11 protein-coding genes and 3 rRNA genes are annotated in these 18,745 nt (G+C 68.7%); 7 read left to right on the top strand and 7 right to left on the bottom strand.

The features are described 5' to 3' along the window. Positions 1-131: 131 nt before the first annotated feature. The gene (locus tag ElP_RS01045; RefSeq protein ID WP_145266438.1) at positions 132-755 is read right to left on the bottom strand and encodes a hypothetical protein; all 624 of its coding nucleotides are present in this window, start codon (positions 753-755) and stop codon (positions 132-134) included. Between the two features lie 192 nt (positions 756-947). On the opposite strand from ElP_RS01045, the gene asnS reads away from it, so the two are divergent. Further along, complete coding sequence (asnS, locus tag ElP_RS01040; RefSeq protein ID WP_145266436.1) at positions 948-2,357, top strand: asparagine--tRNA ligase; 1,410 nt, start codon at positions 948-950, stop codon at positions 2,355-2,357. Positions 2,358-2,569: 212 nt separating this feature from the next. Beyond that, a complete protein-coding gene (locus ElP_RS01035; protein ID WP_145266434.1) occupies positions 2,570-2,953 on the top strand; it encodes a hypothetical protein in 384 nt (127 codons plus the stop codon). Positions 2,954-3,017: 64 nt separating this feature from the next. On the opposite strand, the gene rrf is transcribed toward ElP_RS01035, so the two are convergent. The 3 genes from rrf to ElP_RS01020 all read right to left on the bottom strand — a co-directional run bounded on the left by rrf (position 3,018) and on the right by ElP_RS01020 (position 8,421). Then, positions 3,018-3,125: ribosomal RNA gene (rrf, locus tag ElP_RS01030) — 5S ribosomal RNA — on the bottom strand. Positions 3,126-3,371: 246 nt separating this feature from the next. After that, positions 3,372-6,188 (bottom strand): 23S ribosomal RNA (locus ElP_RS01025). Between the two features lie 710 nt (positions 6,189-6,898). Beyond that, positions 6,899-8,421 (bottom strand): 16S ribosomal RNA (locus ElP_RS01020). The 16S, 23S and 5S rRNA genes sit together here, the layout of an rRNA operon. 948 nt (positions 8,422-9,369) lie before the next feature. Here ElP_RS01020 and ElP_RS01015 point away from each other — a divergent pair. The 4 genes from ElP_RS01015 to metG all read left to right on the top strand — a co-directional run bounded on the left by ElP_RS01015 (position 9,370) and on the right by metG (position 14,230). Then, entirely contained in the window at positions 9,370-10,425 is a 1,056-nt protein-coding gene (locus tag ElP_RS01015) for a substrate-binding domain-containing protein (protein ID WP_145266432.1), read from the top strand. Position 10,426: 1 nt separating this feature from the next. Continuing rightward, positions 10,427-11,941: a sugar ABC transporter ATP-binding protein gene (locus tag ElP_RS01010; RefSeq protein ID WP_145266430.1), complete on the top strand. Its 1,515-nt coding sequence runs from the start codon at positions 10,427-10,429 to the stop codon at positions 11,939-11,941. A gap of 148 nt (positions 11,942-12,089) precedes the next feature. Beyond that, positions 12,090-12,368, top strand: a complete 279-nt coding sequence (locus ElP_RS01005) for a hypothetical protein (protein ID WP_145266428.1) — start codon at positions 12,090-12,092, stop codon at positions 12,366-12,368. Between the two features lie 212 nt (positions 12,369-12,580). Beyond that, positions 12,581-14,230, top strand: coding sequence for a methionine--tRNA ligase (metG, locus tag ElP_RS01000; protein WP_145266426.1), 1,650 nt, complete (start codon positions 12,581-12,583; stop codon positions 14,228-14,230). An 84-nt stretch (positions 14,231-14,314) separates the two neighbouring features. Here metG and ElP_RS00995 read toward each other — a convergent pair whose 3' ends face one another. Continuing rightward, positions 14,315-15,517 carry a PEP-CTERM sorting domain-containing protein gene (locus ElP_RS00995; protein WP_145266424.1) on the bottom strand — a complete coding sequence of 401 codons (1,203 nt, stop codon included), beginning with the start codon at positions 15,515-15,517 and terminating at the stop codon, positions 14,315-14,317. A 1,323-nt stretch (positions 15,518-16,840) separates the two neighbouring features. Here ElP_RS00995 and ElP_RS37500 point away from each other — a divergent pair. Then, positions 16,841-17,008, top strand: coding sequence for a hypothetical protein (locus tag ElP_RS37500; RefSeq protein WP_197446626.1), 168 nt, complete (start codon positions 16,841-16,843; stop codon positions 17,006-17,008). 170 nt (positions 17,009-17,178) lie between these two features. On the opposite strand, the gene ElP_RS00990 is transcribed toward ElP_RS37500, so the two are convergent. Together ElP_RS00990 and ElP_RS00985 are read right to left on the bottom strand one after the other, a co-directional pair. Beyond that, positions 17,179-17,745 carry a hypothetical protein gene (locus ElP_RS00990; RefSeq protein ID WP_145266422.1) on the bottom strand — a complete coding sequence of 189 codons (567 nt, stop codon included), beginning with the start codon at positions 17,743-17,745 and terminating at the stop codon, positions 17,179-17,181. Positions 17,746-17,864: 119 nt separating this feature from the next. Further along, a complete protein-coding gene (locus ElP_RS00985; protein WP_145266420.1) occupies positions 17,865-18,629 on the bottom strand; it encodes a tyrosine-protein phosphatase in 765 nt (254 codons plus the stop codon). Between the last annotated feature and the right edge of the window lie 116 nt (positions 18,630-18,745).

Here is an 18,745-nt window from a genome sequence, read left to right as displayed (position 1 = left end):
CGCCGGGCCCGGCCGGCGGGGCGACGGCGCCCGGGTGGGCCTCCCCCCGGGGACCGATCCCCCACGAATCCCAACGGGACGAGGACGCCGACCCGCCCCGGGTACATCCCGGGTGACCGGCGACCGGCCGATCAACCGCCCCGGATCGGCTGGTTCACGAAGTCCGTCAGCCGTCCCATCAGCTTCAGGATCAGGTTCGGGTCGAATCCCGAGGCGAAGCCGATGGCCGAGATCAGGCCGCCAATCCGGATGTACTGGACCTGCGTCGTCTGCTCGACCGACTGCTCGGTCGACAGGACGAGCAGGCCGGAGATCGCCATCAGGTAGAGCAGGAAGCCCCGCAGGAAGCAGGCCAGGTAGACCCGGGCGGCCGGATACTCGAACGTCCCGGCCCCGGCCGTTTCCGACCGGCCGTCGCCCGAACGGATCCGGCCGGCGACCCGCCAGCGGCAGAGCATGCAGCCAAGGGCCGAGGAAACGCTCACCAGGAAGAAGATGTTCGTGAGCGTGTAACTCATGATCACGATGAGGGCCACCCGGACGAATTCGGGGGGGGATTCGATGCCCCCCAGCAGCCGGGCGCGATACGAGGAGGAGCTCACGAACGAGCCCAGCGCGAAGCAGGCGAACCAGGAGACCAGCGCGACGCCGCCGAAGGCGACCTCCCAGGCCGAGAGCGTCGCGTCCGGCGGCCTGGTCAGGTGGTCGCGCCCGTCGTCGGGCGGGAGGCCATTCGGGGAGGGTGCGCTGGCCATCGGCTGATCCTCCGTTCGCGACGGTCGACTCGCGGGCCTACGGACCCTCGGCCGCGTTCATCGCCGCCCCGATCATCGCGCGCCCGCCGCCGTCGGGACAGGACCGGGGTTCCCGCGGCGATGGACAGCCGGAGCGGCCCGGGGGATAATGGGCCCTTCCACCCGACCCGACGCCATCCGACCCCATTCACCATGCCCACCACCTCGATCCGAAGCCTCCTGGCCGGCGACGTCCCCCTCGGCTCGACCGTCACCATCGAGGGCTGGATCCGCACGAGGCGCGACTCCAAGGCGGGCCTCTCGTTCCTCCAGGTGAACGACGGCTCCGGCTTCGACCCGATCCAGGTCGTCGCCGAGGCGAGCCTGCCCAACTACCAGGAGCAGGTCGCCCACCTGACCACCGGCTGCGCCGTGGCCGTCGAGGGGAAGCTCGTGCCCTCGCAGGGCAAGGGACAGTCGGTGGAGGTGAAGGCCCATCGCGTCGAGGTCGTCGGCCGGGTCGACGACCCGGACACCTACCCCGTCTCGGCCAAGCGGCACACGTTCGAGTACCTGAGGACCGTGGCCCACCTCCGTCCCCGGACCAATACCTTCGGGGCCGTGGCCCGGGTACGGCACGCCCTGTCGATGGCCGTCCACAGCTACTTCCACGACCACGGCTTCTTCTGGATCCACACGCCGATCATCACCGCCAGCGACGCCGAAGGGGCCGGGGCCATGTTCCGCGTCTCGACCCTGGACCTGGCGAACCCGCCCAGGCTCGAAGGGGGCGGCATCGACTCCTCGGCGGACTTCTTCGGCAGGCCGAGCTACCTGACCGTCTCCGGCCAGCTCAACGTCGAGGCCTATTGCCTGGCCCTGAGCAAGGTCTACACCTTCGGCCCCACCTTCCGCGCCGAGAACTCGAACACGACGCGGCACCTGGCCGAGTTCTGGATGATCGAACCCGAGATCGCCTTCGCCGACCTGGACGACGACGCCGACCTCGCCGAGGACTTCCTCAAGTCCATCCTCCGCACCCTACTCGACGAACGCGGCGACGACATGGCCTTCTTCGCCGACCGGATCGACAAGGACTGCGTCCGGCGCGTCGAGTCGTTCGTCGAATCCAGCTTCGAACGCATGGACTACGGCGACGCCATCAAGACCCTCGAGGCCGCGATCGACCGGGGCAAGCGGTTCGAGTTCCCCGTCTCCTGGGGCGCCGACCTGCAGTCGGAGCACGAGCGCTACCTGACCGAGGAACACGTCGGCCGACCCGTCGTGGTGATGAATTACCCGAAGGAGATCAAGGCCTTCTACATGAGGCTGAACGACGACGGCCGCACCGTGGCCGCGATGGACGTGCTCGCCCCCGGCATCGGCGAGATCATCGGCGGCAGCCAGCGCGAGGAGCGACTCGACGTGCTCGACGCCCGGCTCGACGAGTCGAGCCTCGACCGGGACGCTTACTCCTGGTACCGCGACCTCCGCCGCTACGGCACCGTGCCCCACGCGGGGTTCGGCCTCGGCTTCGAGCGGACGATCCAGTACGTCACCGGCATGGCCAATATCCGGGATGTCATCCCCTTCCCACGGACCCCCGGCAACGCCGACTTCTAGCCCGGCCCGATCGGCGACGCATTCCGGAAACGTCCGGAGGCAGCCCGCGGGTTGAACCGTTGCGTCCGCGGCGTGAGAGGGGTATCATCGCGACGTCCCCATGCATGGGGGACGACACGTACGCCTCCTTGATGAAGAGGATGCGGACGACCGCCCCGATCGACAGTTCGACGACAACGAATCGACCACGAGGCCGTGGAGCACCCACGACGATGAAATCGTTCCGTTCGACGTGCGCGACCGCCTTGCTCGCAGGCTCGGCGCTCCTCGCTGGCATGTCCGGTCATGCCCAGGACGAGCCGACCCCGTCACCCCCGATTACCCCGGGCACGAACGGGTCGGAGAAGACCTTCCCGCCGTATCGGCGCGTGCCGAGTTACTTCGGTCAGGTCGGACTTTCCGACCAGCAGAAGGCCGATATCTACGCCCTCAGGGGGCGATATCGAGCGGAGCTTTCGGAGCTCGAACGCCAGATCGAGGAGATGAAGCGGAGAGAGATGGAAGAATGTGAATCGGTACTGACCGATTCGCAGCGCAAACTCCTCACCCAGTTGCGGGACGCGAAGCGGCCGCAATCGTCCGTTTCCGGAAATTGAACGGACCAGAAAAACGCGGACGCCCCGCATCAACGTGGGTTGATGCGGGGCGTCGCGGTGTGGGACCCGGCGATGACCGACTTTCGCGCCGGAGCACTATCATGGGCCCCGCGAGCTTAACGGCCGTGTTCGGGATGGGAACGGGTGTGGCCTCGCGGGTGTGGTCGCCGGGGAGGCGGCCGTCGCGTCGACTGCGAGACGCGGCGGCCGCGTGGGCCCTGCAGGCCGCCCCGACCCGGGGGGTGGGGGACGCAACAATCAATCAGGTCGCGGAGAACTGTCGACCAGGGGACGCGGACCCGTCGGGATGCGTCGGGGTCGACGCGTCGGGGTCGTGCGGTGAAACGCGGGGGTGTTGCGCGATTGGGCCACGCCGGGCCCGCCCGGTCGCCGCGTGGGGCGGCGGGGGCGGGTCGGGGTGGTCAAGCCGCTCGGCTCTTAGGACCGGTCGGCTGCGGCGGTCGCCCGCCGTGCACTCCCGGCCTATCGACCTGGTGGTCTCCCAGGAGCCTTCGCACCGTGTGGTGCCGGAGACCTCGTCTCGGGGCCGGCTTCGCGCTTAGATGCCTTCAGCGCTTATCCGTTCCCGACCTGGCTACCCGGCGATGCCGCTAGCGCGACAGCCGGAACACCAGAGGTCGGTCCTCCCCAATCCTCTCGTACTAGGGGAGAATCCCCTCAAGTCTCCTCCGCCCGCGGCAGATAGGGACCGACCTGTCTCACGACGGTCTGAACCCAGCTCGCGTACCGCTTTCATCGGCGAACAGCCGAACCCTTGGGACCTTCTCCAGCCCCAGGATGCGATGAGCCGACATCGAGGTGCCAAACCTCCCCGCCGCTATGGACGCTCGGGGGAGATCAGCCTGTTATCCCCGGAGTACCTTTTATCCGTTGAGCGACGGCCTTTCCATCCAGCACCGCCGGATCACTAACGCCGACTTTCGTCCCAGCTCGCCCGATTGGGCTCGCTGTCAGGCCCCCTTGTACGTTTGCGCTCGCGTTGCCCGATGGCCGACCGGGCCGAGGGGACCATGGCGCTCCTCCGTTACTCTTTGGGAGGAGACCGCCCCAGTCAAACTGCCCGATGAGCAGTGTCCCGTCAGTTGGGTGACGGTGAGGCACGACGACGACCCAGGCTGGTATTTCACCGGTGGCTCCACCCGGGCTGGCGCCCGGGCTTCGCGGCCTCCCAGCTATGCTACACAGGGTCGACGTCGGGCCAGTGCCAACCTGCAGTAAAGGTTCACGGGGTCTTTCCGTCTAGCCGCGGGGACGTGGTATCTTCACCACGACTGCAGTTTCACCGGGTCCCTCGTGGAGACAGTGCTCCGGTCGTTACGCCATTCATGCAGGTCGGAACTTACCCGACAAGGAACTTCGCTACCTTAGGACCGTCATAGTTACGGCCGCCGTTTATCGGGGCTTCGGTCGCCAGCTTCCGCTTTCGCGTCACCGCCTCCCTCAACCTACCGACACCGAGCAGGCGTCAGACTCTATACGTCCTCTTGCGAGTTGGCAGAGTCCTGTGTTTTTGGTAAACAGTCGCCGGAGCCGATCCTCTGCGGCTGGCTCGCGCCAGCGCCCCTTCTACCGAAGGTACGGGGCCATTTTGCCGAGTTCCTTCACGAGGGTTCTCCCGAACGCCTTCGGATGCTCGCCTGGCACACCTGTGTCGGTTTGCGGTACGGGCCGGTGGATTGTCCGGACGGGGTTTTTCGCGGCCGAGGACTCGGGGACTTCCGGCTATGCCGTCGCCCTTGCGGGACGGGGGCGTCTATCACCCCGATCCCCTCCGCCTCGGCGTCACCCGCCATCAACCGCACCACCGGGTGCGGGAATATTCACCCGCTGCCCATCGGCTACGCCTTTCGGCCTCGCCTTAGGTCCCGACTGACCCTGGGCGGATTGCCCTTCCCCAGGAAACCTTGTGCTTTCGGCGGGCCGGCTTCTCACCGGCCTTATCGTTACTCGTTCCGGCATACGCACTCGACGGCGCTCCACCACCCGTTGCCCGTGTGGCTTCGACGCGGCCGTCGACGCTCTCCTACTGCTGGAATTTCTTCCAACCCGCGACTGCGGCGCGATGCTTGAGTCCCCGTCATTTTCGGCGCGGGACGGCTCGACCGGTGAGCTGTTACGCACTTTTGAAATGGTGGCTGCTTCTAAGCCAACATCCCGGCTGTCACCGCGGTCCCACTTCCTTTGCCACTGAGCATCGCCTTGGGGGCCTTGGTCGGCGGTCTGGGCTGTTCCCCTCTCGAGCGCGGAGATTCTCCCCCGCGTTCTGACTCCCGGGCTGTAAGCGTGCGGTATTCGGAGTTGGGTTCCGGTGGGTACCCGGGGAGGGCCCCAGCCGGATTCCGTCGCTCTACCCCCGCACGAGATCACCCGAGGCTGGCCCTAGAGCCATTTCGGAGAGAACGAGCTATCTCCAGGTTTGATGAGACTTTCACTCCTCCCCACGGGTCATCCCCCAGTTTTTCAACACTGGTGGGTTCGGTCCTCCACGCCCTGTTACGGGCGCTTCAACCTGCCCATGGGTAGGTCACCTGGTTTCGCGTCTCTGGCACCCGACAAGCGCCCTGTTCGGACTCGCTTTCGCTGGGGCTCCCCGCCTGAAGCGGTTAACCGGCCGGATACCAGAACTCGCCGGATCATTATGCAAAAGGCACGCGGTCAGGCGGCTCGATGAGCGTCGCCCTCCCACCGCTTGTAGGCACGGGGTTTCAGGTTCAGTGTCCTCCCCTCGTCGGGGTTCTTCCCACCATTCGGTCGCCCTACTGGGTTCACTATCGGTCGTCGCCCGGTACTTAGCCTTGCGGGATGGTCCCCGCCGATTCGGGCCGGGTTTCACGTGCCCGACCCTACTCGGGTACCACTCTGAGAGGACGGAATCCGTCACCTACGGGACTTTCACCCCCTGCGGTGCGCCGTTCCAGGCGGCTTCGGTTGGATCCCGTCTTTGTCACTCTCCGGAACGAATCCATGAGTGGCCCCACGACCCCGGCCGGTGACCCGGCCGGTTTAGGCTCTTCCCCGTTCGCTCGCCGCTACTGAGGGAGTCGCGGTTGCTTTCCGTTCCTCCGGGTACTGAGATGTTTCAGTTCCCCGGGTCGCATCTGGGTACCTCGGGATCGACGGGCGTTCGGCCCCTCCCCCGAGCTTTTCGCAGCCTGCCACGCCCAGCTTGCCGGCGACGCCAAGGCATCCCCCCCGTGCCCTTCGGGGCTTGACCACGCCGACCCGGCCCCGACGCTGCGTGTGAGGCAGCGGCGGGACCCAACGGGCCCGCGTGACCACGCTCCCCCGCGGCTCGGCCCTCGCCTCCCGGCGACGCCGATCCGCACCGACGACCTCGCGTCGTCGACTTCCGATCATCCGAAGGGTCTACGTTCTGGTCTGTGCGCGAGCGCCGGGCGGCGGCGACGGAAAGTGTGATTGGCACTTCAAACCGCTGCCCGGTGGAGGTGCTCGCGCGTTCTTCGCGACAAATTGTTGCGCGATCGATGCAATCGATCGCGGCCTGCCGGATTGTCAAAGAATGCCCGGGGCCTGACGCCCCGGGCCGGGCGGCCATGCGATGCGTCCCGCCCGTGAAGGCGGGCCGCAACGCCCTGGCCGGGGGGCGGGGCCGTCCCCGCGGGGGAGACGGCCACGCCCCCCGCCCAGGGCGGGGGGGCGAATGCGGTCGATCGCGCGACGAATCCACGTCTCAAGGCGTGTGCGTCCGATGCCGTGCAGCCGGCGAGGGCCATCGGGCCGCCGGCCGCATCGCCGGGGCGATGCGGCGGCCGTTCGATGGCGGATCACTCACGTCCGCCTGGTTGGCGGGCCCGCGTGGGGGGACGGCGACGGCGTCGGCCGGTGCCGCCCCGGTGCGGGGCCGATGTGGCTCATGGCCGCGGGGCGGGCCCCTCGGACGCATGGCCAATCAGTCATCCTTAGAAAGGAGGTGATCCAACCGCAGGTTCCCCTACGGTTACCTTGTTACGACTTAGTCCCCATCACGAGTTTCACCTTCGGCGCCTGCCCTCGCGGGCTCAGCGACTTCGGGTGCCCCCCGCTTTGGTGGCTTGACGGGCGGTGTGTACAAGGCTCAGGAACCCATTCACCGCGGCACTGCTGATCCGCGATTACTAGCGATTCCAGCTTCATGTGGGCGGGTTGCAGCCCACAATCCGAACTGAGGGCCGGTTTCTGCGATTGGCTCCCGCTTGCGCGGTGGCGACGCTCTGTCCGGCCCATTGTAGCACGTGTGCAGCCCCGGGCATAAGGGCCATGATGACTTGACGTCGTCCCCGCCTTCCTCCGGCTTGACGCCGGCGGTCCGACCAGAGTCCCCAACTTAATGATGGCAACTGGTCGCAGGGGTTTCGCTCGTTACGGGACTTAACCCAACACCTCACGGCACGAGCTGACGACAGCCATGCAGCACCTGTGCACGTTCCACCCGAAGGCGTCACGCCGCTTTCACGACGCTAATCCGCGCATGTCAAGCCCGGGATAAGGTTCTTCGCGTAGCCTCGAATTAAGCCACATGCTCCACCGCTTGTGTGAGCCCCCGTCAATTCCTTTGAGTTTCAGCCTTGCGGCCATACTTCCCAGGCGGGGCACTTCACGCTTTCGCTGCGGCAGGGGGCCCATCGGCGAGCCCCCTACCCAGTGCCCATCGTTTACGGCCAGGACTACCGGGGTATCTAATCCCGTTCGCTCCCCTGGCTTTCGCGTCTCAGCGTCAGCAGGCGTCCAGGAGCTCGCTTTCGCCGCGGGCGTTCCTCACGATCTCAACGCATATCACCGCTCCACCGTGAGTTCCAGCTCCCCCTACGCCCCTCCAGACGACCCGTTTCGGCGCCACACCCCCGGTTGAGCCGGGGGCTTTCAGCGACCGACGCGGCCATCCGCCTACACGCGCTTTAAGCCCAGTGATTCCGAATAACGTTCGCACGGTTCGTCTTACCGCGGCTGCTGGCACGAACTTAGCCCGTGCTTCCTCCAGGGATCACTCAAGCGCCGCTCTTCGCGGCACCTTGTTCCCCCTCGACAGGAGTTTACAACCCGAAGGCCTTCGTCCTCCACGCGGCGTCGCTCGGTCAGTCTGTCGACCATTGCCGAAGATTCTCGACTGCAGCCACCCGTAGGTGTCTGGGCAGTGTCTCAGTCCCAGTGTGGCGGGCCACGCTCGCACGCCCGCTAGGCGTCATCGGCTTGGTGGGCCATTACCCCACCAACGACCTGATACCACGACGGCCCGTCCCGCGGCGGACTCGCACCTTTGGCCGGATGATGAGGCCATCATCGCGGCGTCATGGGGGATTACCCACAGTTTCCCGTGGCTGTCCCCCTCCGCGGGGTTGGTTGCCGTCGCCTTACTCACCCTTTCGCCACGCCCCCGAGGGGCGTCCGACTTGCATGCCTAATCCACGCCGCCAACGTTCATTCTGAGCCAGGATCAAACCCTTCGAAAAGTGCGGCACGCCGCCGAAGCGACCCGCCGCCGACTCCCGAACGAGTTCGAGTGGTCGAATTCCCTCGCCGGCAGGCCCCAGTTGAGGACGCCCCGCGAAGGGCCCCCTCGACGCCTGCCGACTCGTCTCTGCGTCCCGCCCGCGACCGCTCGGCCGGAGCCTCGCGATCGCCTTCGCGGCGGGCGGCCCTGATGCCGTCTCCGTCGCCGACCCCCCTCGCGGGCACGCCGGCGGACCTGGACGCCACCATCGGCCGGCCTTGGGCCCCGACCGTTGTCGGGGCCCGACGGCTGATGATCCTCGCCGAAACTGAACAGCGCTCGGCTCACACACGCCTCCCGCCGCCGTCGCCTCCCGGCGACCGGCGGGCCGGCCCCCCCCGCCCGCCGCGGCCCCGTTGCCGGTGCCGCGACGCTCAGTGAAGGGCCGATTGCGTTTGATTCAATCGGGCGATCGACCGGATTGCCAAAGATGCCGCCGGCCCGAGGACACGGCGAGCCACCGACTCGACCCCGGTTCGCGGGCCCGCCCCATCGTCGCCGATGGGCCGGCCCCCCGGGATCACTCCTACGTCGCGTCGGGCCGCCCGGTTCGCTCGCGTGGTGCAAGCGTCGGGATGCGTCCGAACGGCGGCGTCACGGTGCCTCGCACAGGTGAGAACGGGCCGCCTTTCTCGGCGGCCCGCGTCAGGTGTGTCTCACCGGCGACAAGGGACATAGTACCAGGGGATTTCCCCGAGTCAACAACCCGATCCGGATTGTGAGGGCTTCGCGGCGAAAGGGTGAAAATTTGCCTGGAGTTACGCATGAGGAAAATCCCAAACTCCCCCGCGTCGCCGGTCCTTCGTCGCGTGCTTGACCGCCCTCACCGCCCCCCCTACGATGGCCGTCCTCCCCCGTCTCTCCGATGATCTTCTGATCGGGTCGCCTGCCTCGGAGGCCAACCGCCATGATCGGCCGGACTGCGGTGTTCGTGTCGTCGATGCTCGTCCTGGCCGCCGGGTGCGGCGTCCCGGCGGAGCAGGGGGGGCCCTCCTCCCCCTCCGGCGCGTCTTCCCCCGAGGGCGGGGTGCTCTTCGTGGGCTTCGACGGCAGCCCGCCGCTCGTCCAGGCCCTCCGGGAGGGGAAGATCCAGGGGCTCGTCCTCCAGAATCCCCGACGCATGGGTTACCTCGGGGTCAAGACGCTCATCGACCACCTCGAAGACCGGGAGGTCGAGGCCGAGGTCGCCACGGGGGAGACGCTGGCGACTCCCGAAAACATGGGCACCGCGGAGGTCGCCGAGCTGCTCGACCCGCCCAAGATCGACCACGGGGCCGACGCCAGCCTCTCGGGCGAGAAGAAGAAGGCCTGGCGGATCATGGTCATCCCCAAGGGGACCACCCACGAGTTCTGGCAGACCATCCACTACGGGGCCAAGGCGGCCGCCGACGAGATGAACGCCGAGATCCTCTGGAAGGGGCCGCAGAAGGAGGACGACCGCCAGCAGCAGATCGAGCTGGTGCAGAACGCCATCGCCCTGGGGGTCGACGGCATCGTCCTGGCCCCGCTGGACGCGAGGGCGCTGGTCGGCCCGGTCGAGCAGGCGACCGAGCGGGGCATCCCCGTGGTCATCATCGATTCGGCCCTGAACTCAGAGGCGCCCGTCAGCTACGTCGCCACCGACAATTACAACGGCGGCGTCCTGGCCGCCAGGAGGATGGGCGAGCTGATGGGCGGAGAGGGCCGGGCGATCCTCCTGCGGTACGCCGTCGGCTCGGCCAGCACCGAGCAGCGCGAGCAGGGCTTCCTGGACACGATGGCCAGCGAGTTCCCGGGCGTCGAGTTCGTCTCCCAGGACCAGTACGCCGGGGCCACCGCGGCCACGGCCCTGGAGAAGTCGCAGCAACTGGTCACCCGATACCGAGGCCAGGTCGACGCCATCTTCGCCCCGAACGAATCGAGCACCTTCGGCATGCTCCGGGCGCTGGAGGGGGCCGGGATGCTCAAGTCGGGGCGCGAGTGAGATGGCCGACGCATCGGGCATCCCGCTGCTGTCGATGCGGGGCGTCGCCAAGCGGTTCGGCGCCAGCCAAGCCCTGGACGGCGTCTCGATCGACCTGTACCCGGGGGAGGTCCACGCCCTGATCGGCGAGAACGGCGCGGGCAAGAGCACCCTGATGAAGGTGCTCAGCGGCGCCTGTCGCCCCGACCTCGGCTCGATGACCCTCGCCGGGGACCCCTACGCCCCCCGGGGGCCGCGGGACGCCCTCTCCCGAGGGGTGGCGATGATCTACCAGGAGCTGGCGATCGCCCCGCACCTGACGGTCGAGGCCAACGTCATGCTCGGGCAGGAGCGGACGCGCCTCGGCCTGCTCCGGGGGAAGGAGCACCGCCGGGTCGTCCGGGAGGCGCTCGGGCTGCTCGACCACGCCGACATCCGGCCGGACGCGATCGCCGGGGGCCTGAGCGTCGGGGCGCAGCAACTCGTCGAGGTGGCGAGGGCCCTGGTCGGCGACGCCCGGGTGATCGTCTTCGACGAGCCGACCAGCTCCCTCACCGAGCGGGACGCCGGACGCCTCTTCGCCGTGATCGACCGGCTGCGGGCCCGGGGCCTGGCGATCGCCTACATCAGCCACTTCCTCGAGGAGGTGAAGCGGGTGGCCCGGCGGTACACGGTCCTCCGGGACGGCCGGGCCGTGGCCGGCGGCCTGATGGAGGGGGCCGAGCTGCGGGCGATCATCGCCGCGATGGTCGGCCGGGACCTGACGGAGATGTTCCCCCGGGTCCCGCGTCAAGCCGGGGCCCCGGTGCTGGACCTCCACGGGCTCTCGGGCCGTCGGCTCCCCAGGCGGGCGGACCTGCAACTGAGGCGGGGGGAAGTCCTCGGCGTCGCCGGGCTCGTCGGCGCCGGCCGGACGGAGCTGCTCCGGGCGGTCTTCGGGCTCGACGAGGTCCGGGAGGGCCGGGTCACCGTCCACGGGGTCTCGGGCCGATCATCGGGGTCGCCCGGGGATCGGATCGCCCAGGGGCTCGGCCTGCTCAGCGAGGACCGCAAGGCGGAAGGGCTGGCGCTGGGCCGTTCCGTCGAGGAGAACCTGACCCTCTCGGCCCTCGGCCGCTATTCCCGGCTCGGATGGCTGCGTCTCCGGGGCAGGAGGGCCGAGGCCCGGCACTGGATGGAGGCGATGCGGGTCCGCTCCACCGGGCCCGACCAGCGGGTCGGGGCCCTCTCGGGCGGCAATCAGCAGAAGGTGGCGCTGGCCCGGCTGCTGCACCAGCGCGCCGACGTGCTGCTGCTCGACGAGCCGACCCGGGGGATCGACGTCGGCAGCAAGGCCGAGATCTACCGGATGATCGGCGAGCTGGCCGCCGGGGGGAAGGCCGTCCTGATGGTCAGCTCCTACCTGCCGGAGCTGCTCGGCGTCTGCGACCGGATCGCCGTCATGAGCCGGGGCGTGCTCGGCGAGGCCCGGCCCGTCGACCGGTGGACCGAGCACCGGATCATGGAGGAGGCGACCGGCCGGCTCGCCGGGGCCTGACCGGGACGGGCCCCGGATCCCGATCGGCTCGGGTGTTCCCCGATCGACATCGGGCCACATGCCGCCGACACTGGGACGTGGGCCGCCGCCCCGGATCCGATCGCCTTGTGGGCGACCCCGGGGCGAAGACCGCCCGGGAGCCCTGCCCATGGCCGAATTCCGGAGGACCGAGGCCCACGCGACGGTGACCATCCTCGGCGTCTCGCTGGGAGTGACACCGATCTCGGAGGTCTCCTGCCTCAACTGCCGACAGCCTGTGGACGTCCACCAGCCCGACGAGGGCTTCCCCGAGCGGATGCTCGGCACCTGCCCACACTGCCGGGCGTGGTACCTCTGGGACTTCGACGTCGACAGCAACAACGCGGTCATGGTCCTGCTGCCGGACAATCACTATTTCAAGCGTGTCGCCGGCGGGACCGGGGCCTGAGTCCCACCTCCCCCGTCGATCCGATCCGATCGGGCCGACGGATGCCCCAATCCGCCGTCTCCCGTTAGAATGGCCGGTCAACGGGAAGAGGCCGAACGCCGCCTCCTCCCCTCGTGTCCGTCCCCCCGGGTGGACCGAGCCGAATCCCCCGCGGGACGCCCGGAGGACAACCCCGGGCCCCGGGCCGCTCGCAAGATGGACCGAGCCGAATCATGAGCCAGCCGTCGACGTTCTTCATCACCACCGCCATCGACTACCCCAACAGCCGGCCCCACATCGGCACCGCCTTCGAGAAGATCGGCGCCGACGTCCAGGCCCGCTTCCGCCGCATGGAGGGCGTCGACACCTACTTCCTGATGGGCAACGACGAGAACACCATCAAGGTCTCCAAGCGGGCCAAGGAGCTGGGAGTCGAGCCCCAGCCCTATGTCGACGACATGGCCTCCCAGTTCAAGGACGCCTGGCACGCCCTGGACATCTCCTTCGACGACTTCATCCAGACCAGCGAGGAGCGCCACCACGTCGGCTGCCGCCGGTTCATCCAGGCCGTCCACGACGCCGGGGACATCGACAAGCGCCCCTACAAGGGCCTCTACTGCGAGGGCTGCGAGGAGTTCAAGTCCGCCAAGGACGCCGTCTCCCCCGACGGCCGCGAATTGAAGTCCATCGAGGAGGCCGAGGCCGCCGGCGCCTGCTGCCCGAACCACCCGAACACCCCCCTGAGGATCGTCGAGGAGGAGAATTACTTCTTCAAGCTCTCCTCCTACGCCGACCGCCTCCTCGCCCACTACGAGGCCCACCCCGAGTTCATCCAGCCCGAGAGCCGCCGCAACGAGATCCTCAATCTCGTCCGGTCCGGCCTCCAGGACGTCTCCATCAGCCGGAAGGGGTTCACCTGGGGCATCAAGATCCCCTTCGACGAGGAGCAGACGATTTACGTCTGGTTCGACGCGCTGTTGAACTACATCACGGCGCTCGGCTACGGCTCGGACGACGCGAAGTTCCGACGCTACTGGCCGGCCGACGTCCACGTCATCGGCAAGGACATCACGCGGTTCCACTGCGCCTTGTGGCCGGCCATGCTCATGTCGGCCGGGCTGCCGCTGCCGAACTCCGTCTTCGCCCATGGCTTCGTCTACCGCAAGGACGAGGGCAGCGGCGTCCTCCAGAAGATGAGCAAATCCATCGGCAACGTCGTCGAGCCGATCGACCTCGTCCGCCAGTTCAGCAGCGAGGGTTTCCGCTACTACTTCATGAGCCAGTGCCCCTTCGGCGGCGACGGCGAGTTCTCCTTCGAGCGCTTCGCCGAGACCTACAACACCGGCCTGGCCAACAACCTCGGCAACCTCTACAGCCGCACCGTCACCATGTGCCAGCGGTACTTCGACGGCGCCCTGGAAGGATCCCCCGACGTCGACCCCAACGCCTGGCGGGCCGAGCTGGACTTGCCCGGGCTGATCGAGGAGTTGCGCACCTTCGTCGGCACCTTCCAGTACGCCGCCGCCCTGCAGCGGATCTGGCTGGAGGTCCTCGACGCCGCGAATCGCTACATCGAGGCCACCCAACCCTTCAAGCTCGCGAAGACCGACCCCGACGCCACCAGGGTCGTGCTCGTCAACCTGGCCGAGGCGCTCCGGGTGGTCTCGATCCTCATCAAGCCCTTCCTGCCCCGGACCGCCGAGACCTTCTACTCCGCCTTCAACTTCGCCGACGCCCAGCCCTGGGACCGCGTCTCCTACCGCGACGCGTCGGCCCGCCCCGCCGGGCCCGACCTCCGCGTCACCGCCCCGCTCGTCGACGGCAAGGTCCCCCCGCTGTTCCCCAAGATCGACCTGAAGGCCGACGCCGGGAAGCAAGGCTGAGGATCGCTGCCCGCCGGGGTGGCCGGGGGCATCAGGCAACGGGACAAATCACGTCGACTCGGGCCTGACTCCCGACCCGGGCCCTCACCTCCCCCACCGCCTCCGGACCGCCCGCCTAGCGAGGCCCGTCGCCCCGATCAGACCGAGCATCGCCAGCGTCGTCGGCTCGGGGACCACCTGGTCGACCGTCGACACGGCGGCCGGGGCGTCCATCCCCGGCGGGGTCAGGATGAACGAGGTCTGCGGGCCCCAGCCGGCATGGCCGACGCCGAGGATCTGGCCCGAGTCGTTCAGGTCGAGCAACTCCACGACCGTCCAGCCCAACTCCGGCGGCAGCAGGTCCTCCAGCGGGATCACCGAACCCTCGCTCGCCAGGTACCAGACGGTGTTGCCATCCGGGCCCTGGGCCGACCCGATCACGTCCCCCTCCCCGTTGATCGCGACGGGATTGCTGTGGACCCACTCGGGGAGGCCGAGGTCGATCGTCTCCCCGTCCTGGTACAGGAATCCCTGGTAGCCCCGGTCGGGGTCGTATCGCGAGCCGACAATCTGACCGGCGTCGTTCATGTCGGCGAAGCCGTTGTACCCTCCCAGCCAGCTTTCCAGCAGTCGAGGCTGGCCGCCCTCCCAGATCACGGGGTGGGGCTCCGGGGTGGGCAACGACCGGTCGTACTCGGGCCAGGCCAGGCCGAGGACCTGGCCCCGGTCGTTCGCCGTGATGGCATACGACTCTCCCCCCTGGAACGGCTCGGCCAGGCGCTCCAACCGCCCATCGACCCAGGTCGCCGGGCCATAGGCGCCCAATTCGCTGGCGTAACCCGTCACCATCCCCTGGTTGTTCAGGCGATTCGGGATGAACAGCACGCCGTCGTCGGGATCGTACACCGGCCTCGCGGCCGACCCATCCCACAGCACCGGCCGGCCGCTCCAGTTCCCCGTCCGGGAGCCGTCGGATTCCCAGGCGAGGACCTCGCCCCGGTCATTGAAGTCGATCCCCCTCGAGTGGGCGCTCCGGGGCCCCAGCACCGCCCGGACCGAGCCCGCATCCGGCCCATAACCCGAGTACAACGCGGCGAAGGAGCCCCAAATCGAGGTGTGTTTGTTGACGGGGGAGGAGCCGAGCACCTGCCCAAGGTTGTTGAGCCGGACGCCTTCAAGGGAGCCCAGGCCGGTGAAGTGGTACCGCGCCGGGATCTCCGACGCGGTCGAGGGCACCGCATGGCCGATCGACGTGGCCAGCAACGCGGCGGCGGCCAGGGCCATCCGGGGGCGAGATGGAGCGACCAAGGCGGGTTCCTTCCCGAGGGACAGGCACCGCCCCCCCCGCCAGTTCCTCCGGCCGGTTGCGGGGCGGCAACCGCGAATTGGATCACGAATGGACCGGTCGCGATAGGTCAGTTCCCCGCCCGGGTGGAGTCTCCCAACCAAATATCCCATGATCCACCCAATCGGCCTTCGGACGCCCGTCACCCTCCAAGTGACTGCCGATCCCGATTTCCCCGATATTAACGTCGTGGGGCGACGACCCCGAGCCGCCCCAACCGACGCCGGGAAAGACCCGCTCTCCCTGACTCCTTGACTCAAAGCCAAGCTCCCAGGACGCAATGGACACCGACCACCCGAACGACCAGATCCGTCCTGCCCCGCACCGCCGACACGCTGGATCGCCCCCGCCCCGACCACGGCCCCGAGGATCCGCCAACTCGATCGCCGGCCCCCCGGGACTCGCCGGTTCGACTGGTCGAGACAGGGGCCCCGTGTCCCAACACGCGATCCCGGATGGCCCCCGGGTCCGGCCGGAACGGACGCGGAATCGAGTTGACGGAGCGAAGCCATTTCGACCAAACGCGGTCGCCACAACTTCTTGTCTTGAAAACAGAACTGACATCGGCGTCCGAGCGCACCGGGGCGCACCGTCCCCGCGCAGGCCGGCGCCCCCGATCGCCCGATCGCGGCCCGGATGCTCGACCCGGGTGCTCACGACGAAGTCCGGGGAACGGCCCCGAGTCTCCCGAGCCCCAGGACGATCACGGTGGAGTGCGCCGCGCGGAGCGAAGCCATTTCGACGGCACACCATCGCCCCAAACCATTTCCCGACAACGATAAACGCCATTTTCACTTCAACGCACCGCGGCGCACCGAGCCCCAACGGCCCGTCTCGTCGTCGCGACGAGAAGCCAACCACCCACCTCGTCCAGGATAAGCAGTAGCGGTTCACCTCGATTCGATCCAGGGGGTCCGGGGAGGGCGGACGGGACGGCGGTCCTCCGCCGACGCCCGCGATTCCGAACAAATTGGGAATCGACGGCGTATGACATGCGTCAAAGGGGTGCGGGAAGGTTCTTCCCGTGCCCAACTCCATTCACCTGGGCCGTTCGGCCTGGATTGAACGAGAATCGTGTCCGGTTGCGGCACGACCATTGCAACTCTCATGTCGACGAACCCGATGCGGGTCCCGAGTGTCACGACGGAACGCCGATTGCGTAACGACACGCATCCCAAGGCATGATTCCGTGCATGAACCGGGATCCCTCTCGGACGAGAGGGCCGGCCGAAAAAATGGATCGAGCCGGCTGCTGCCTCCGTGGGCTTCGCTGAGGACTCACGACGATGAACCAGAGCGCCGCGGAACTGTCGGTCACCCTGTCCCCCGAACTCTTCAGCGTCCTGCGGGACGAGGCGCAGATGCTGGGACTGCCGATCGAGTGGCTGATCGCCTCGCTGGTGGTCGACACGCTGGACGAGCCGATCCCGAGCCTCGACCCGGTCGCGGCCTGAGCGGCGACGACCTGGGGCGATGGAGCCCCGCCCGCCCGGCCATGGCCGGGCGGCCCCGCCCCCCTCATGGGATCGAAACGACGGCCGATCCTCGCCCGATCGGGCCCGCCGACGAGGCGGCCTCCCCCAGACCCCGGGCGAGATGGCCGGCGCCCGGCCGTCCGGGGACGTCAGTGGGACGCCGAGCCGTAGTCCAGCGCGAAGAACCTCGTCCGCTTCGGGACGGGGCCGCGACGGTCGTACATCAGGCCGAGCACCAAGCCGGGGGCCACCTCTCGAAGCTCGTCCCGGTACCGGCCGTAGACCTTGGAGGTCCGGCCGTAGTCGAGGATCAGGGCGGGCCCGCCGTCGAGCCAGGACTCGGCGTAATACAACTCGCCCTTGATCGCCCGGACCCCGAAGAACCGGTTCTCAGCGATCCCGGCGGCCGGGTCGAACACCTTCCCCTGCCAGACCAGCCGCCCGGCCCGGGAGGCCGGGACGGCCGCCACCGAGCCGGGCATCACCACCGGGCGGCCGACCACCTTGCCGTTCGGGATCGGGGCCGGCGGCGACTGCCGGTAGAGCAGCTCTAGCGCGGCCGGGTCGAGCCGGACGAGGTCGTCCAGGGACCGGACCGCCAGGCCCGTCGGCGGCGCCGGGATCCCCGGTCCCCGGGGATCCTGCCCATTCGCCGGCACACCGACCGTCCCCATGCCGACCAGCACGATCACCCATCGAACGTCGAAGCGGAGCATGGCGACGGCCCTCCCTGGCTCGATCCGATCCCGGTCATCCGGGGGTCGGATCGGCCGATCGGGCGAGGCCGATCCAGCCGGGGTGGGTCGGCCGGGGGGAGTCTCCGGTCAAATCCGGATCAACCGCGAGAGGCCCGACCCCACTTCGCCAGCCATTCGGACGGCGGGCCCATCCTCGACCCCGGCTCCAGCGGGGAGGAGGGGGAGGTCCCCGTCTCCGGCGGCCCCTCGTCCCGGTAGTGCCGCTCGACCCATCCCCGGAACAACGCCGGGGAATGCGACCGGCCCTCGGCCGAGAGCCACTGCTCGTACTCGATCAGGGGCTCGTGCAGGCGCTCCGGGCCGCCGATCGGGACGTGGCCGTAGGAGATCGAGAACTGCTCCCGGGCCCGGTCCGGGGGCCGGCCTTCCAGGAGCATCAGGGCCAGTGCGCTGGCCAGCCCGGTGCGGTCCGCCCCAGACTTGCAGTGGATGAGCAGGGGGTACCGGCAGCGGTCGATCACGTCGATCAGGGTCAGCAGCTCGGACCGGGAGGGGCGTCGGGTGGCCTCCATCGGGAAGTCGTAGAAGTCGATCCCGAGCCGGTCGCTGGCCCGGACCTCGGCGAGGTACCAGTCGTCGGCGTACGATCCGCCCCGGAGGTTGAGGATCGACCCGGGCCGGAGGGAAGCGAGCAGCGCGTCGAGGTTCCCCTTGGGCTGGGAGCAGCGATAGACCCGCCCCGGGGCCACCTCGCCGACGTTCCCCAGGAAGATCGGCCGGTGGAAGACCGCCAGGGCCGCCAAGGCGACCACCGCCGAGGCGACCGCCAGCCGGGCGAGGCGGCGGGGCCGTCGGGAACGCCGGGAGGTCGCCGATGCCGATCGATTCGGGTCCGAGTCCACGGTCGCCCCGCCCTTTCCCCCGGTGCCCGGGATCGGAACAATGGACCGCTCGGGCCTGGGGGAGGTCCCCGCCCGGGAGGCCGGGGGCACTGTATCCGGCCCTCCCCGACGGTCAA

The sequence above is a fragment of the Tautonia plasticadhaerens genome (assembly GCF_007752535.1).
Lineage (GTDB): Bacteria > Planctomycetota > Planctomycetia > Isosphaerales > Isosphaeraceae > Tautonia > Tautonia plasticadhaerens.
The sequence above is the reverse complement of the archived record's forward strand: the minus strand, read 5'-3'. Positions and strand labels throughout refer to the sequence as shown.

What these genes read in the sequence shown, in the direction of transcription:
- asnS (WP_145266436.1), top strand. Translation starts at nt 948, where the DNA reads ATGCCCACCACCTCGATCCGAAGCCTCCTGGCCGGCGACGTCCCCCTC.
- ElP_RS01045 (WP_145266438.1), bottom strand. Translation starts at nt 755, where the DNA reads ATGGCCAGCGCACCCTCCCCGAATGGCCTCCCGCCCGACGACGGGCGC.
- ElP_RS01015 (WP_145266432.1), top strand. Translation starts at nt 9,370, where the DNA reads ATGATCGGCCGGACTGCGGTGTTCGTGTCGTCGATGCTCGTCCTGGCC.
- metG (WP_145266426.1), top strand. Translation starts at nt 12,581, where the DNA reads ATGAGCCAGCCGTCGACGTTCTTCATCACCACCGCCATCGACTACCCC.
- ElP_RS01035 (WP_145266434.1), top strand. Translation starts at nt 2,570, where the DNA reads ATGAAATCGTTCCGTTCGACGTGCGCGACCGCCTTGCTCGCAGGCTCG.
- ElP_RS00990 (WP_145266422.1), bottom strand. Translation starts at nt 17,745, where the DNA reads ATGCTCCGCTTCGACGTTCGATGGGTGATCGTGCTGGTCGGCATGGGG.
- ElP_RS01010 (WP_145266430.1), top strand. Translation starts at nt 10,427, where the DNA reads ATGGCCGACGCATCGGGCATCCCGCTGCTGTCGATGCGGGGCGTCGCC.
- ElP_RS37500 (WP_197446626.1), top strand. Translation starts at nt 16,841, where the DNA reads ATGAACCAGAGCGCCGCGGAACTGTCGGTCACCCTGTCCCCCGAACTC.
- ElP_RS01005 (WP_145266428.1), top strand. Translation starts at nt 12,090, where the DNA reads ATGGCCGAATTCCGGAGGACCGAGGCCCACGCGACGGTGACCATCCTC.